This is a genomic window from Saccharothrix ecbatanensis, from assembly GCF_014205015.1.
In the GTDB taxonomy this organism is placed as follows: Bacteria; Actinomycetota; Actinomycetes; order Mycobacteriales; family Pseudonocardiaceae; genus Actinosynnema; species Actinosynnema ecbatanense.
This window is the reverse complement of sequence record NZ_JACHMO010000001.1, coordinates 6,897,534-6,911,515: the sequence shown is the minus strand read 5'-3', so window position 1 is coordinate 6,911,515 and position 13,982 is coordinate 6,897,534. Positions and strand designations below refer to the sequence as shown.

At 68.9% G+C, this 13,982-nt stretch carries 15 protein-coding genes; 14 read left to right on the top strand and 1 reads right to left on the bottom strand.

Annotated elements, in window-relative coordinates; translation table 11 throughout:
• The first annotated feature begins 92 nt into the window (after positions 1 to 92).
• Both rplK and rplA read left to right on the top strand, forming a co-directional pair.
• Complete coding sequence (gene rplK, locus F4560_RS29680) at positions 93 to 527, top strand: 50S ribosomal protein L11 (RefSeq protein WP_184925577.1); 435 nt, start codon at positions 93 to 95, stop codon at positions 525 to 527.
• 79 nt (positions 528 to 606) lie between these two features.
• Entirely contained in the window at positions 607 to 1,323 is a 717-nt protein-coding gene (gene rplA / locus F4560_RS29675; RefSeq protein ID WP_184925574.1) for a 50S ribosomal protein L1, read from the top strand.
• 73 nt (positions 1,324 to 1,396) lie between these two features.
• On the opposite strand, the gene F4560_RS29670 is transcribed toward rplA, so the two are convergent.
• Positions 1,397 to 2,161, bottom strand: a complete 765-nt coding sequence (locus F4560_RS29670) for a hypothetical protein (RefSeq protein ID WP_184925571.1) — start codon at positions 2,159 to 2,161, stop codon at positions 1,397 to 1,399.
• A 258-nt stretch (positions 2,162 to 2,419) separates the two neighbouring features.
• Between F4560_RS29670 and rplJ the strand changes: the two genes are divergently transcribed.
• From rplJ to F4560_RS29605, 12 genes are all read left to right on the top strand, one after another.
• Positions 2,420 to 2,977 carry a 50S ribosomal protein L10 gene (gene rplJ / locus F4560_RS29665; RefSeq protein ID WP_184925568.1) on the top strand — a complete coding sequence of 186 codons (558 nt, stop codon included), beginning with the start codon at positions 2,420 to 2,422 and terminating at the stop codon, positions 2,975 to 2,977.
• 63 nt (positions 2,978 to 3,040) lie between these two features.
• Positions 3,041 to 3,427 (top strand): 50S ribosomal protein L7/L12, encoded by a 387-nt coding sequence (gene rplL, locus F4560_RS29660; RefSeq protein ID WP_184925566.1) that lies wholly within the window; start codon positions 3,041 to 3,043, stop codon positions 3,425 to 3,427.
• Between the two features lie 209 nt (positions 3,428 to 3,636).
• Entirely contained in the window at positions 3,637 to 4,722 is a 1,086-nt protein-coding gene (locus F4560_RS29655) for an ABC transporter ATP-binding protein (protein ID WP_184925563.1), read from the top strand.
• Between the two features lie 50 nt (positions 4,723 to 4,772).
• Positions 4,773 to 5,504 carry an MlaE family ABC transporter permease gene (locus F4560_RS29650; RefSeq protein WP_246478855.1) on the top strand — a complete coding sequence of 244 codons (732 nt, stop codon included), beginning with the start codon at positions 4,773 to 4,775 and terminating at the stop codon, positions 5,502 to 5,504.
• Between the two features lies 1 nt (position 5,505).
• Positions 5,506 to 6,345: an MlaE family ABC transporter permease gene (locus F4560_RS29645; RefSeq protein ID WP_184925557.1), complete on the top strand. Its 840-nt coding sequence runs from the start codon at positions 5,506 to 5,508 to the stop codon at positions 6,343 to 6,345.
• A 73-nt stretch (positions 6,346 to 6,418) separates the two neighbouring features.
• On the top strand, positions 6,419 to 7,741 hold the full coding sequence (locus F4560_RS29640) for an MCE family protein (protein ID WP_184925554.1): 1,323 nt from the start codon (positions 6,419 to 6,421) through the stop codon (positions 7,739 to 7,741).
• Positions 7,738 to 8,766, top strand: a complete 1,029-nt coding sequence (locus F4560_RS29635) for an MCE family protein (protein WP_184925551.1) — start codon at positions 7,738 to 7,740, stop codon at positions 8,764 to 8,766. Before F4560_RS29640 ends, F4560_RS29635 begins: the two co-directional genes overlap by 4 nt.
• The gene (locus tag F4560_RS29630; protein WP_184925548.1) at positions 8,763 to 9,791 is read left to right on the top strand and encodes an MCE family protein; all 1,029 of its coding nucleotides are present in this window, start codon (positions 8,763 to 8,765) and stop codon (positions 9,789 to 9,791) included. The genes F4560_RS29635 and F4560_RS29630 overlap by 4 nt, the downstream gene beginning before the upstream one ends.
• 1 nt (position 9,792) lies before the next feature.
• Positions 9,793 to 10,962 carry an MCE family protein gene (locus F4560_RS29625; RefSeq protein WP_184925545.1) on the top strand — a complete coding sequence of 390 codons (1,170 nt, stop codon included), beginning with the start codon at positions 9,793 to 9,795 and terminating at the stop codon, positions 10,960 to 10,962.
• A gap of 71 nt (positions 10,963 to 11,033) precedes the next feature.
• On the top strand, positions 11,034 to 12,212 hold the full coding sequence (locus F4560_RS29615; protein WP_184925542.1) for an MCE family protein: 1,179 nt from the start codon (positions 11,034 to 11,036) through the stop codon (positions 12,210 to 12,212).
• A complete protein-coding gene (locus tag F4560_RS29610) occupies positions 12,209 to 13,450 on the top strand; it encodes an MCE family protein (protein WP_184925539.1) in 1,242 nt (413 codons plus the stop codon). The genes F4560_RS29615 and F4560_RS29610 overlap by 4 nt, the downstream gene beginning before the upstream one ends.
• Positions 13,451 to 13,463: 13 nt before the next feature.
• On the top strand, positions 13,464 to 13,976 hold the full coding sequence (locus F4560_RS29605; RefSeq protein ID WP_184925536.1) for an Rv1363c family protein: 513 nt from the start codon (positions 13,464 to 13,466) through the stop codon (positions 13,974 to 13,976).
• The last annotated feature ends 6 nt before the right edge of the window (positions 13,977 to 13,982 follow it).

The window sequence follows — 13,982 nt, the reverse complement described above, 5'->3', positions numbered from 1 at the left end:
ACAAACTCCGGCGCCCCCTCTGACGGACAGGTGCCGGCAGCCACGCTGCGGCTGGCAGGGCCGCGCGCGGACACCGCAATAAAGGAACCGAGATGCCTCCCAAGAAGAAGAAGCTCGCAGCTGTCATCAAGCTGCAGATCAAGGCCGGGGCCGCGAACCCCGCGCCGCCCGTTGGCCCCGCGCTGGGTCAGCACGGTGTCAACATCATGGAGTTCTGCAAGCAGTACAACGCCGCGACCGAGTCGCAGCGGGGCACTGTCGTGCCGGTCGAGATCTCCGTGTACGAAGACCGCTCGTTCGACTTCAAGCTCAAGACCCCGCCGGCCGCGAAGCTGCTGCTCAAGGCTGCCGGTGTGGAAAAGGGCTCGGGCGAGCCGCACCGCCTCAAGGTCGCCAAGGTGACCATGGACCAGGTGCGTGAGATCGCGCAGAACAAGATGATCGACCTCAACGCCAACGACGTGGACCAGGCGGCGAAGATCATCGCCGGCACCGCCCGTTCCATGGGCATCACCGTCGAAGGCTGACCTTTTCTCTTTTTCGTAGTCCGTGGGAGAGCCACGCGCTGGCTCGTCACCACAGCTGATCCACTTTAAGGACAGAAGCATGAAGCGCAGCAAGGCGTACAAGAACGCTGCTGAGCTGGTTGACCGGGAGCGGCTGTACTCGCCGCTGGAGGCAACCAGGCTCGCCAAGGAAACTTCCAAGGTGAAGCTGGACGCGACCGTCGAGGTCGCCATCCGGCTCGGCGTCGACCCTCGTAAGGCCGACCAGATGGTCCGCGGCACCGTGAACCTGCCGCACGGTACGGGCAAGACCGCCCGCGTGATCGTCTTCGCGACCGGTGACAAGGCCGCCGAGGCCGAGGCCGCCGGTGCGGACGCGGTCGGTTCCGAGGACCTGATCGCCCGCATCCAGGGTGGCTGGCTCGACTTCGACGCCGCGATCGCCACGCCCGACCAGATGGCGAAGGTCGGTCGCATCGCCCGCATCCTCGGCCCGCGTGGCCTGATGCCGAACCCGAAGACCGGCACCGTGACGCCCGACGTCACCAAGGCCGTGAACGAGATCAAGGGCGGTAAGATCAACTTCCGCGTCGACAAGCAGGCGAACCTGCACCTCGTCATCGGCAAGGTGTCGTTCGACCCGGAGAAGCTGGTCGAGAACTACGCCGCCGCGCTGGAGGAGATCCTGCGCGCCAAGCCGTCGTCGGCGAAGGGGCGGTACCTGCGCAAGGTCACCGTCTCGACCACGATGGGCCCCGGCATCCCGGTAGACCCGAACCGGACCCGGAACCTGCTGACCGACGACGCCACCGTCTGACGTCGGCAAGTCGTAGCACCCCAGCAGCGCCCCTCGGCCTCCCGCCGAGGGGCGCTGCTGCTTTGTCACGTGATCACGGGCCGACGCAGTCCGCGGGCTCGGCTTCGTAGCCGGTGATCACCCAGGTCTTGTTCTGCTGCGCGGACAGCACGAACTTGCCCAGGCGCGGCCCACCCCGCACGTCCAGCGCGCACGAGCTGACCTCGACCGACCCGCTCGTGGGCACTTCCCGCATGGTGCTGGGGAACCTGATCTGCCGGTATTCGACTTCGCGGGTGACCTGGCCGTGCAGCTTGTGCACGGCGTCATCGCAGTTGGGTGCGTCGAACGCGGTGGCGAAAGCCTTCTTCGCGTCCTCCTCCGAGAACAGCAGGCACGCGCGGCCTGCGTCGTCGTTCATCACGTGCTTGTAGAACAGCGCGACCGTGCCCTGGAGGCCGTACGGGGTCTGGGGCGCGATGATGTTGCCCTTGTCGCCGCCGCTGTCGACCGCGACGCCGCCGGGGTCGTCACCACCGAAGTACTTGTCGTAGAAGTACGAGAGCAGAAGCAGCACCACCGCCAGGTAGACGAGGCGGCGGACCAGTTTGCTGTGCAGGAGGATCTTCCACAACGGCTTGCGCGGTGGTGTCGCGGCCGGTGGTGGGGTGGTCGGGGGTTGGCCACTCGGCGGTGGGGCGGCGGGTGTGGCGCCGGGAGGCAGGCTTGGCGGGAGGCCGGCGCCCTGGGTCTGCTGGAAGCGCTGGAATTCCTGGAACCGTTGGAACTCCTGGAACTGCCGGAGCTGTTCCGGGTCGATGTCCGGTGGCGGCGGGTTCCTCGGGGGCTCTTCGGTCACGGGTCACATCATGCCGATTTGGAGCCGTGACGACACGTCCCGTACTCTTACCGATGGTTCACCAAAGACCGCTGGTCGTCCCGGCCCTTGTCGGCTGGGAGCGAAGGTCCCGCGAAGCGGGCGGCCCGCGCAGGAGAACGAGGAAGACTTAGGCGCTCGCGCGCCTGTCACGCCCCGTGCTGCTGCGCTGGGGCGTTTTTGCTTTGCGCGGCCCTCTCGGCTCGACCGGTGCGTCACTAGCCCAGAGAGGAGGCGATCATGGCGAAGCCCAGCAAGGTTTCGGCCGTCGCCGAGCTCACGGACAAGTTCCGTGGAAGCTCGGCCGCTGTCGTGACCGAGTACCGCGGCCTCTCCATGGCGCAGCTCACCACGCTGCGTCGCGCTCTCGGCGCGGGCACCACGTACACCGTTGCGAAGAACACGCTGGTCAAGCGTGCCGCTGAGGACGCGGGCGTCCAGGGTCTCGAAGCCCTGCTCGTCGGCCCGACCGCCATCGCCTTTGTCGAAGGCGAGCCGGTCGACGCGGCGAAGGCCCTGCGTGACTTCGCGAAGGACAACAAGGCCCTGGTCATCAAGGGCGGCTACATGGATGGCCGTCCCCTCTCGGTCGAAGAGGTCTCCGCGATCGCGGACCTCGAGACCCGTGAGGTGCTGCTCGCCAAGCTGGCGGGCGCGATGAAGGGCAACCTGGCCAAGGCCGCGGGTCTGTTCAACGCCCCGGCTTCCCAGGTCGCTCGCCTGGCCGCTGCCCTGCTGGAGAAGAAGACCGCGGAGGCGCCTGCCGCCGCCGAGTCCGACGCTCCTGCCGAAAGCTGATCACACCCCAGACATCCGCGTCCCGGCCGCAGTTCGGGCGTTGAAAGAGAAAGGACCGCCATCATGGCGAAGCTCAGCACCGACGAGCTGCTCGACGCGTTCAAGGAGATGACGCTCCTGGAGCTGTCGTCCTTCGTGAAGCAGTTCGAGGAGACCTTCGAGGTCACCGCCGCCGCTCCGGTCGCCGTTGCCGCTGCCGGCCCGGCCGGCCCGGCCGCCGCCGAGGTCGAGGAGAAGGACGAGTTCACCGTCGTCCTCGAGGGCGCCGGCGACAAGAAGATCCAGGTCATCAAGGTCGTCCGCGAGGTCGTCTCGGGCCTGGGCCTGAAGGAGGCCAAGGAGCTGGTCGAGGCCGCTCCGAAGGCGATCCTGGAGAACGTGGCGAAGGACGTCGCCGACGCCGCCAAGGAGAAGCTCGAGGCTGCCGGCGCCAAGATCTCGCTCAAGTGATCTGATCCCGCAAGGGATCCGAACACCGCGCGCCGCTACGAGGGCGGGCACCCACACAGGGTGCCCGCCCTCGTGCTGTTCGCACCGTTATTCACCTGAGACCGCGTTAGCCCAACTGGCGAGTAACCGGGATGGGGCAGCCTCGTTGCACCGGTATGACGCCGGCCTGCCCGGCGTCTGGGCGTTGATGCGGGTGACCAGGAGGTGCGATGGGCGTCGAGGTGGTCGTCGAAGGCCTGACCAAGTCCTTCGGCAAGCAGACCATCTGGCGGGACGTCACGCTCACCCTCCCGCCGGGCGAGGTCAGCGTGATGCTCGGTCCGTCGGGCACCGGCAAGTCCGTCTTCCTGAAATCCCTGGTCGGCCTGCTGAAACCCGAGCAGGGCAAGATCATCATCAACGGCACGGACCTGGTCCGCTGCTCCGAGCACAAGCTCTACGAGATCCGGAAGCTCTTCGGCGTCCTCTTCCAGGACGGCGCGCTCTTCGGCTCGATGAACCTCTTCGACAACGTCGCCTTCCCGCTCCGCGAGCACACCCGCAAGACGGAGGCCGAGGTCCGGCGGATCGTGCTGGAGAAGATGGAGATGGTCGGCCTCGTCGGCGCGGAGAAGAAGCTCCCCGGCGAGATCTCCGGCGGTATGCGCAAGCGCGCCGGCCTGGCCCGCGCCCTGGTGCTCGACCCCGAGATCATCCTGTGCGACGAACCGGACTCCGGCCTCGACCCGGTCCGCACCGCCTACCTGAGCCAGCTCCTCATCGACCTGAACTCGCAGATCGACGCCACGATCCTGATCGTCACGCACAACATCACCGTGGCCCGCACCGTCCCGGACAACCTGGGCATGCTCTTCCGCCGTGAGCTGATCATGTTCGGTCCCCGCGAAGTCCTCCTGACCAGCGACGAACCGGTGGTCGAGCAGTTCCTCAACGGCCGCCGCATCGGTCCGATCGGCATGTCGGAGGAGAAGGACCAGGCCACGATGGCCGCCGAACTCGCCCACCGCGACGCCGGCCACGCGGACGGCTCGCCGGACGAGGACGTGCGCGGCGTGGTGCCGCAGTTGGAACCGACGCCCGGCCTCCCGCCGCGTGGCGCGGTGCGGCGGCGCAAGGACCGGGTCATGAGCATCCTGCACACGCTGCCGCCGGAGGCCCAGCAGGGCATCATCGCCAGCCTCACCCCGGACGAGCAGCGCCACTACCGGGTCATGGTCGGGGTCACCCCGGCCGGTCCGACGACATCCGGCACGCCGACGCCCAGCCCGTGGCCGCGGCGAGGGGGCGTGCTGTGAGCGCACCGGCGACGTTCCCCGGCGCCGGCGCGCTGCGCGAGACGGGACGGATGTTCTCGCTCGCCATCGACGTCGTCCGCCTCACGTTCCGCCGCCCGTTCCAGCTCCGCGAGTTCATCCAGCAGTGCTGGTTCGTGGTGAGCGTGACGGTGCTGCCGACGGCCCTGGTCTCGATCCCGTTCGGCGCGGTCATCGCGCTCCAGATCGGCTCGCTCACCCGCCAGATCGGCGCCCAGTCGTTCACCGGCGCGGCCAGCGTGCTGGCGATCATCCAGCAGGCCAGCCCGATCGTGACGGCCCTGCTCATCGCCGGCGCGGGCGGCAGCGCGATCTGCGCCGACCTGGGCAGCCGCAAGATCCGCGAGGAGATCGACGCGATGGAGGTGCTGGGCGTCTCGCCGATCCAGCGCCTGGTCGTGCCACGCGTGCTGGCCGCGATGCTGGTCAGCGTGCTGCTGAACGGCATGGTCAGCGTGGTCGGCGTGATGGGCGGCTACTTCTTCAACGTGATCCTCCAGGACGGCACGCCCGGCGCGTACCTGGCGAGCTTCAGCGCCCTGGCCCAGCTGCCGGACCTGTGGATCTCCGAGATCAAGGCGCTGATCTTCGGGTTCCTCGCGGGCATCGTCGCCGCCTACCGCGGCCTGAACCCGGCGGGCGGCCCGAAGGGCGTCGGCGACGCGGTCAACCAGGCCGTGGTCATCACGTTCCTGCTGCTGTTCTTCGTGAACTTCGTGCTCACCACGATCTACCTCCAGGTCGTCCCGGCGAAGGGGAGCTGAGATGGCCACGATCAACGACCGGCTGCGCAGGGTGGCCAACGCGCCGCTCACCATGCTGGACACGTTCGGCGACCAGCTGTGGTTCTACATCCGCGCGCTCGCGTGGACCCCGCGCACGCTGACCCGCTACCTGCGCGAGACGCTGCGGCTGCTGGCCGAGGTCAGCTTCGGCACGGGCGCGCTGGCGGTCATCGGCGGCACGATCGGCGTGATGGTCGGCCTGTCCGTGTTCACCGGCACGGTCGTCGGCCTCCAGGGCTTCACCGCGCTGAACCAGATCGGCACGTCGGCGTTCGCGGGCTTCGTGTCCGCGTACTTCAACACCCGCGAGATCGCGCCGCTCGTGGCCGGGCTCGCGTTGAGCGCCACGGTCGGCTCCGGCTTCACCGCCCAGCTCGGCGCGATGCGGATCTCCGAGGAGATCGACGCGCTGGAGGTCATGGGCATCCCCAGCCTGCCGTACCTGGTCACGACGCGGATCATCGCCGGGTTCATCGCGATCATCCCGCTGTACGTGATCGGCCTGCTCACGTCGTACCTGGCGGCGAGGTTGATCACGGTCCAGTTCTACGGGCAGTCGGCGGGCACGTACGACCACTACTTCAACCTGTTCCTACCCCCGGTGGACGTGCTCTGGTCGTTCGGCAAGGTGCTCGTCTTCGCCGTCGTGATCATCCTGACGCACTGCTACTACGGCTACCGCGCGAGCGGTGGCCCGGCGGGCGTGGGTGTCGCGGTCGGCCGCGCGGTGCGCACGGCGATCGTGACGACGAGCCTGTTGGACTTCTTCCTGAGCATGGCGATCTGGGGCACCACGACGACGGTGAGGATCGCGGGATGACCGCCGACGTGTTCTTCCCAGCGGAGGCGGCGACAAATGCGGTCGACGTGCTTTTCTCAGCGGAGGCGGCGACATGCTGAAGATCCGGCTCCTTGGCGTCGCGTTCCTCGCGATCATCGCCCTCTTCCTCACCCTCACGGTGGCGCTGTACAACGACGCGTTCACCGAAGTCGTGAAGGTGACGCTGAAGACCGACCGGGTCGGCAACCAGCTCCAGCTGGACTCGGACGTGAAGGTCCGCGGCATGATCGTCGGTGAGGTCAAGGCGATCCGGACCACGGGTGACGGCGCCGAGCTCGACCTGGCGCTGGACCCCGAGCAGGTCCGGCACATCCCCGCCAACGTGTCCGCGCGGCTGCTGCCGAAGACGTTGTTCGGCGAGCGGTACGTGAACCTGGTGCTGCCGAAGCAGGGGCAACAGCCGCTGGCCGAGGGTGACGTGATCGCGCAGGACCGCACAAGCAGCGCGATCGAGCTGGAACGCGTGCTCGACGACCTGATGCCGGTGCTCCAGGCGGTGCAGCCGGAGAAGCTGTCCACCACGCTGACCGCGCTGTCGCAGGCGTTGGAGAACCGGGGCAAGCCGCTCGGCGAGACGCTGGTCCAGCTGGACGCCTACCTGGGCGAGTTCAACCCGCAGCTGCCCGCGCTGAAGGAGGGCATCAGCCGGCTCGCGGACGTCTCGGAGGTCTACGCCGACGCCGCGCCGGACCTGGTGCAGGCACTCACCGACGCCACTGTCACCAGCCGCACGCTTGTCGAGCAGCGGGAGAACCTGCTCGCCATGTACGGCACGCTGACCACGACCGCGCACGACGTGCACAGCTTCCTCGCGGTGAACAAGAACAACATCATCCAGCTCGCCGAGGTCAGCCGGCCGACGTTGGAGCTGATGGCGAAGTACTCGCCCCAGTACCCGTGCCTGCTCAAGGGCCTGGCCGAGTTCAAGCCGATCATGGACCAGACGTGGGGCAAGGGCACGGACGAACCCGGCCTGCACATCACGCTGGAGGTCACCGCCAACCGCGGCAAGTACGAGCCGGGCAAGGACGAGCCGGAGTACGCCGACAAGCGCGGCCCGCGCTGCTACGACATCGTGCCGCGGCCGGACCCGTTCCCGCAGTACCCGCCGGAGGGCCCGGTGAAGGACGGCACGTCGAGCCCGCCGCCCGCGCGCTCCGCGAACGACGGCGTGCTGCCCCCTGCCACCGCGTTGGGCGGCACGACGTCCCCGTCGGCGTTCCACGGCGTGCAGTCGCTGGCGAACTCGCCGGAGGAGCAGGACTTCCTGGCCGCGCTGCTCGCGCCGCAGTTCGGGATGCGGAAGAACGAGATGCCGAGCTTCACGTCCTTGCTGCTCGGCCCGCTGTACCGGGGCGCGGAGGTGACGGTATGAGGTCCCTGGTCGCACCGCTGGTCAAGCTGGGCGTGTTCGCCGCGATCACCATCCTGGCGACGACGCTGCTCGCGGTGACCATCTCGAACGTGAACTTCAACGGCGCCACCACCTACACCGCCCGGTTCACCGACGTGACGGCGCTCAACAAGGGCGACGACATCCGCATCGCGGGCGTCCGGATCGGTCAGGTGGACGAGATCCGGGTGGTCGACCGGCGGGTGGCGGAGGTGGAGTTCTCGCTGGAAGGCGAGCGCACGCTGCCCGCGTCGGTCACCGCGACGATCAAGTACCGCAACCTCGTCGGCCAGCGGTACGTCGCGCTGGAGCACGGCGTCGGCGACGCGTCCCCGCTCAAGCCCGGTGACCTGATCCCGTTGGAGCGCACGAAGCCGGCGCTCGACCTGACCGCGCTGTTCAACGGCTTCAAGCCGCTGTTCCAGGCGCTGAACCCGGACGACGTGAACCAGCTGTCGAACGAGATCATCCAGGTGCTCCAAGGCGAGAGCGGCACGATCGACAGCCTGCTCCGCCACACCGCGTCGCTGACGTCCACGCTGGCCGGCCGCGACAAGGTGATCGGCGAGGTCATCGACAACCTCAACGCGGTGCTGGACACGGTCAACTCGCGCACCGACCAGGTGTCCACGCTGGTCACCACGCTGGAGGAGCTGACGGCGGGCCTGGCGGGCGACCGGCAGCCGATCGGTGACGCGATCAGCGCCCTGGGCGACCTGACCAACACGACGGCGGGCCTGCTCGAAGAGGCGCGGCAGCCGTTGAAGGACAACATCGCCAACCTCGGTCTGGTGTCGCAGACGCTCGCGGACAACGAGGCGGTCGTCGAGGGCGTCATCCAGAACCTGCCCGGCAAGCTCGAAGGGCTGACCCGGACCGCGTCCTACGGGTCCTGGTTCAACTTCTTCCTGTGCGAGGGCTCCGGGACGGTGTCCGTGCCGCCGGTCCTCAACGACCCGATCACGATCACGCCGTTGCCGATCACGCAGCCGAGGTGCCGCCCGTGAAGAACCAGCGCAACCCGGTGACCGTGGGCGCGGTGAGCCTGACCGTGATCGCCCTGCTGATGCTCGCCGCCTTCTACTCGGACGACCTGCCGCTCATCGGCGGCGGCACCACGTACTCGGCCGAGTTCACCGAGGCGGCCGGCCTGATCCCGACGAACGAGGTGCGCGTGGCGGGCGTGAAGGTCGGCAAGGTGACCAAGGTCGAGCTGGACGGCGACAAGGTCAAGGTGTCGTTCAAGGTCAAGGACGCGTGGGTGGGCGACCGCACCACCGCGACGATCCGGATCAAGACCCTGCTCGGGCAGAAGTTCCTGGCCCTGGACCCGCAGGGGTCGGTGCCGCTGAACCCCGGCGACCCGATCCCGCGCGAGCGCACGCTGTCGCCGTACGACGTGCAGGAGGCGTTCAACGGCCTGGCGTCCACGGTCGGCCAGATCGACACCAAGCAGCTCGCGGACAGCTTCGAGGTGCTGTCGGAGACGTTCCAGGGCTCGGCGGAGAGCGTCCGCGGCGCGTTGGACGGCCTGTCCGCCCTGTCGAAGACGATCTCCTCGCGGGACGAGCAGCTGGCCCGGCTGTTGGCCAACACGAACCAGATCACCGAGACCCTGGCCGACCGCAACGAGCAGTTCGAGAAGCTGCTCGCGGACGGCAACCTGCTGCTCGGGGAGCTGCGCAAGCGGCGGGACGCGATCTCGGCGCTGCTCAGCGGCACCCGTGAGCTGTCCCGTGAGCTGTCCGGCCTGGTCGCCGACAACTCCGCGCAGCTGCGGCCCGCGCTGGAGCAGCTGGACCGCGTGACCACGATGTTGCAGCGCAACCAGGACAAGCTCGACCGCAGCCTGGCGCTGGTGGGGCCGTTCTACCGGGTGTTCGCCAACACCCTCGGCAACGGCCGCTGGTTCGACACGTACATCTGCGGCCTGCTGCCGCCGTCGACTGACCTCGGCGTGGTCGGGTTCAACGAAGAGGGCTGCCTCCCGCCCGGCGTGCAGCGTCCGGCACAGCCCGGAGGTGGGAACTGACATGGCGACCACAAGAGTCGGCCGTGACCTGGCCCGTGCCGTGGCGATCGCGTGCGTGCTCGCCATCGTGACCGCGGCGGCGATGTGGTGGATCTTCGCAGGCGTCAACAGCCGCAAGGTGACGGCGGTGTTCGGCGCGGCCGTCGGCGTGTACGCGGGCTCGGACGTGCGGGTGCTCGGTGTGAAGGTCGGCACCATCGAGGAAGTCGAGCCGCAGGGCACGACGGTGAAGATCGTGATGTCGCTCGACCGCACGGTGAAGGTGCCCGCCGACGCGCAGGCGGTGGTGGTCGCGCCCAGCGTCGTCAGCGACCGGTACGTGCAGCTCGCCCCCGTCTACACCGGCGGCCCGCAGATGGGCGAGAACGCGACCATCCCGCGTGAGCGCACCGCCACCCCCGTCGAGCTGGACGAGCTGTACGACAGCCTCAACAAGCTGACCACCGCGCTCGGCCCGAACGGCGCGAACAAGGACGGCGCGCTGTCCGAGCTGCTCGACTCGGCCGCGAACAACCTCGAGGGCAACGGACAGGCGCTCGGCGACACCATCAAGCAGCTCGGTGACGCCACCCGCACGCTGTCCGGCTCGAAGGACGACCTGTTCGGCACCGTGGACAACCTCCAGAAGTTCACCGGCATGCTCGCCGCGAACGACAGCCAGGTGCGTGACTTCAACCAGCAGTTGGCGGAGGTAGCGGGTTTCCTCGCCGACGAGCGGGAGAACCTGGGCGGCGCGCTGAACGAGCTGGCCACCGCGCTGGGTCAGGTGCAGGGCTTCATCCAGGACAACCGGGCCGCGCTCAAGTCGAACGTCGACAAGCTCGCGGGCATCACCCAGATCCTGGTGGACCAGCGCGCCTCGCTGGCCGAGGCGCTGGACGTCGCGCCGCTGGCCCTGGACAACGTGCAGAACGCCTACAACGCCGCGTCCGGCACGCTCGACGTGCGTGCCGACATCAACGAGCTGAACCAGCCGCCGATCGTGCTGATCTGCAAGCTCATCCAGGGCGTCGAGCCGGGTCGCGTGCCCGGCCCTCTCGCCGACGCGTGCCGTCAGCTGGAGCCGATCCTGAGCGGCGCGGTGCCGTTGAAGACGCCGGCCGAAGTGCTGACCGACCTGTCCCAGGGCAAAGTGCCGCTGCCCTTGCCACTCGCGGGGGTGCCCCAGTGAGGCGTGTCGCAGTAAGGCGTGTCGCAGTCAGGCCGGCTCCGGTGAGGTCTGCACCAGCGAGGTCTGCTCCGGTGAGGCGACGAGTGCGTGACGCGGTGCTCCTGGCGAGCGCCCTCGCGCTGACAGTGCTGACCGGCTGCGGCTCGGGCGGCTTCGACGGCGTCTACAACATGCCGCTGCCCGGCGGCGCGGACGTCGGCGACCGGCCGTACCAGGTGAAGGTCCAGTTCAAGGACGTGCTCGACCTGGTGCCGCAGGCGGGCGTGAAGGTCAACGACGTGCCGGTCGGCCGGGTGGACCGGATCGACCTCGCCGCCGACGGCTGGACCGCCGAGGTGACCGTGTTGGTCAACGGCGACGTGAAGCTGCCCGGCAACTCCGTCGCCCGGTTGCGCCAGTCCGCGCTGCTCGGCGAGAAGTACGTGGAGCTGGCCGAGCCCGTCGAGGGACGTGAAGAGGGCGCGCTCGGCGAGGGCTCGGTCATCCCGGTGGAGCGGACAAATCGCAACCCGGAGGTCGAAGAGGTCTTCGGCGCCCTGTCGTTGCTGCTCAACGGCGGTGGAATCGGGCAGCTCCAGGACATCAGCCGGGAGCTGAACGCGGCCATGGAGGGCAACGAGCCGCAGCTCCGGTCGCTGCTGACCAACCTGAACACGCTGGTCGGCGAGCTGGACGGGCACAAGGACGAGATCACCCGCGCGTTGGACGGCATGAACCGCCTCGGCGGCGCGCTGAACGCCCAGCGCGGGCAGATCGCGGACGTGCTGGAAGGGCTGGAGCCGGGCTTGAAGGTGCTCAGCGAGCAGCGCACCCAGCTGGTCACCCTGCTCCAGTCGCTGGACGCGCTGTCCGACGTCGCGGTGGACACGGTGAACAAGTCCAAGGACGACATGGTGGCCGACCTGAAGGCGCTGGCGCCGACGTTGCAGAAGCTCGCCGAGGCGGGCACCAACCTGCCGAACGCCTTCGAACTGCTGCTGACCTACCCGTTCCCGGACTCGACGGTGGACGGCATCAGGGGCGACTACACGAACCTGTACGTGGACGTGGACCTGGACCTGGGCACGATCGTGGACAACCTGGGCCGGTCCCGGCAGTCGCCGCTGCCCGCCGTGCCCGGCCTGCCCGGTATCGACGGCCACGCGCCGTCCCTCCCGTTGCCGCTGCCGAACCTGCCCCTGCCCGGGACGTCCGGCACGTCGTCGGGCCTGGGTGACGTGCTCGGCGGACTGCTCGGAGGTGGGCGGTGATCCCCGGCAAGATCAAGGTCCAGATCGGTGCGTTCGTGCTGATCGCGCTGCTCGGCGTGAGCTACGTCGGCGCCCGGTACGTCGGGCTCGGCCGGCTGTTCGGCGAGACCGGGTACGTGGTGACGATGCAGCTCGCCGACTCCGGCGGCGTGTTCACCAACGCCGAGGTCACCTACCGCGGTGTGGCGGTCGGCCGGGTCGGGCAGATGCGGCTGACCGCCGACGGCCTGGAGATCGACCTCGACCTCGACCCCGGCGCGCCGGACATCCCCGCCGACCTGGAGGCCGTGGTCGCCAACCGGTCCGCGGTCGGCGAGCAGTTCGTCGACCTGAGGCCGCGCGGTGAGGGCGGGCCGTACCTGCAGGCCGGCGCGGTCATCCCGCGTTCGGCGACCAGGACGCCGCCGCCGGTCGACACGCTGCTGACGAACCTCGACTCGTTCGCCAAGTCGGTGCCGACGGAGTCGCTGCGGACCGTGGTGGACGAGCTGGACCTGGCGTTCAACGGGACCGGGCCGGACCTCCAGGTGCTGCTGGACAACACCAGGACGTTCACCCAGGCGGCGACCGAGCACCTGCCGCAGACCAAGGCGTTGATCAACGACGGGCTGGTCGTGCTGAACACGCAGGCTGCGCAGGGGAGCGCGATCAGGTCGTTCTCCACCGACCTGCGGGCGCTGGCCGAGCAGTTCAAGAACTCGGACGCCGACATCCGGCGGCTCATCGCGGTGTCGCCGCAGGCCGCCGAGCAGATGTCGGCGCTGCTCCAGGAGAGCGGGTCCAACCTGGGCGTGGTGTTCGCCAACCTGCTGACCACCGCGAACATCCTGGTGACCAGGCTGGACGGGCTGGAGCAGATCTCCGTGACCTACCCGATCGTGGTCGGCGGCGGGTTCACCGTGGCCAAGGGCGACGGCACGGGCGCGCACTTCGGGCTGGCCCTGAACGTGTTCGACCCGCCGCCGTGCACCGTCGGCTACGAGGGGACGCCGATCCGGGCCGGCACCGACAGCGCCCCGGTCGGGTTGAACACGCAGGCTTACTGCGCGCTCGCCCGGGGTAGTGCCACCAGCGTGAGGGGTGCCCAGAACGCCCCTTACGGCGGCACGCCGGGGACGCCGACCGGTGACGCGACGTCGCAGCCGGGTGCGGAACCGGGTGCGAACCCGGACACGGGCCGGGCCGCGGAGGTCCCGGTGCTGACCAGCCTGGGGCAGTTGCTCGGTCTGCCGGGCTGAAGGAGGGTTACGGATGGACGTTCGACGGTGGATGCTGCCGGTCGCGGCGGTCCTGGCGGTGCTGACCGCCGGGTACGCGGTTTGGGCCGGGGTGTCCTGGTGGAGCGCGTCGTCCGACGATTCGGTGGCGTTCTCGCGGGAGCGGGAAGAGGTGCTGCGGGTGGGGCAGGTCGGGATCGCGAACTTCACCACGTTCGACTACAAGAAGATCGACGAGGACATCGAGCGGTGGCTCGACACGTCCACCGGTGACTTGCGCGCCGAGGTCGAGGAGGAACGGGCGATCCGCAAGAAGCAGATCCAGGACGCCAAGACGGTGACTGTGACCCGCGTGTTGGACGCGGCGGTGACCGAGTTGGACGCGCGGGCCGGGAAGGCGCACCTGATCGCCGTGGTGGAGAGCACGATGACGCCGGAGGGCAAGCAGGCGGTGAAGAAGATCGACCGGCTCCAGACGGACATGACTCGCACCGATGCCGGTTGGAAGCTCAACGCGCTGGGGCAAGTCGCCGCCGGCGGCGCGTGACCCGAG

Excerpts from the sequence above, each read along its gene's own strand:
- F4560_RS29645 (WP_184925557.1), top strand. The coding sequence starts at position 5,506 with ATGGCCACGATCAACGACCGGCTGCGCAGGGTGGCCAACGCGCCGCTC.
- rplK (WP_184925577.1), top strand. The coding sequence starts at position 93 with ATGCCTCCCAAGAAGAAGAAGCTCGCAGCTGTCATCAAGCTGCAGATC.
- F4560_RS29650 (WP_246478855.1), top strand. The coding sequence starts at position 4,773 with ATGTTCTCGCTCGCCATCGACGTCGTCCGCCTCACGTTCCGCCGCCCG.
- F4560_RS29655 (WP_184925563.1), top strand. The coding sequence starts at position 3,637 with ATGGGCGTCGAGGTGGTCGTCGAAGGCCTGACCAAGTCCTTCGGCAAG.
- rplL (WP_184925566.1), top strand. The coding sequence starts at position 3,041 with ATGGCGAAGCTCAGCACCGACGAGCTGCTCGACGCGTTCAAGGAGATG.
- rplJ (WP_184925568.1), top strand. The coding sequence starts at position 2,420 with ATGGCGAAGCCCAGCAAGGTTTCGGCCGTCGCCGAGCTCACGGACAAG.
- F4560_RS29640 (WP_184925554.1), top strand. The coding sequence starts at position 6,419 with ATGCTGAAGATCCGGCTCCTTGGCGTCGCGTTCCTCGCGATCATCGCC.
- rplA (WP_184925574.1), top strand. The coding sequence starts at position 607 with ATGAAGCGCAGCAAGGCGTACAAGAACGCTGCTGAGCTGGTTGACCGG.
- F4560_RS29635 (WP_184925551.1), top strand. The coding sequence starts at position 7,738 with ATGAGGTCCCTGGTCGCACCGCTGGTCAAGCTGGGCGTGTTCGCCGCG.
- F4560_RS29605 (WP_184925536.1), top strand. The coding sequence starts at position 13,464 with ATGGACGTTCGACGGTGGATGCTGCCGGTCGCGGCGGTCCTGGCGGTG.
- F4560_RS29625 (WP_184925545.1), top strand. The coding sequence starts at position 9,793 with ATGGCGACCACAAGAGTCGGCCGTGACCTGGCCCGTGCCGTGGCGATC.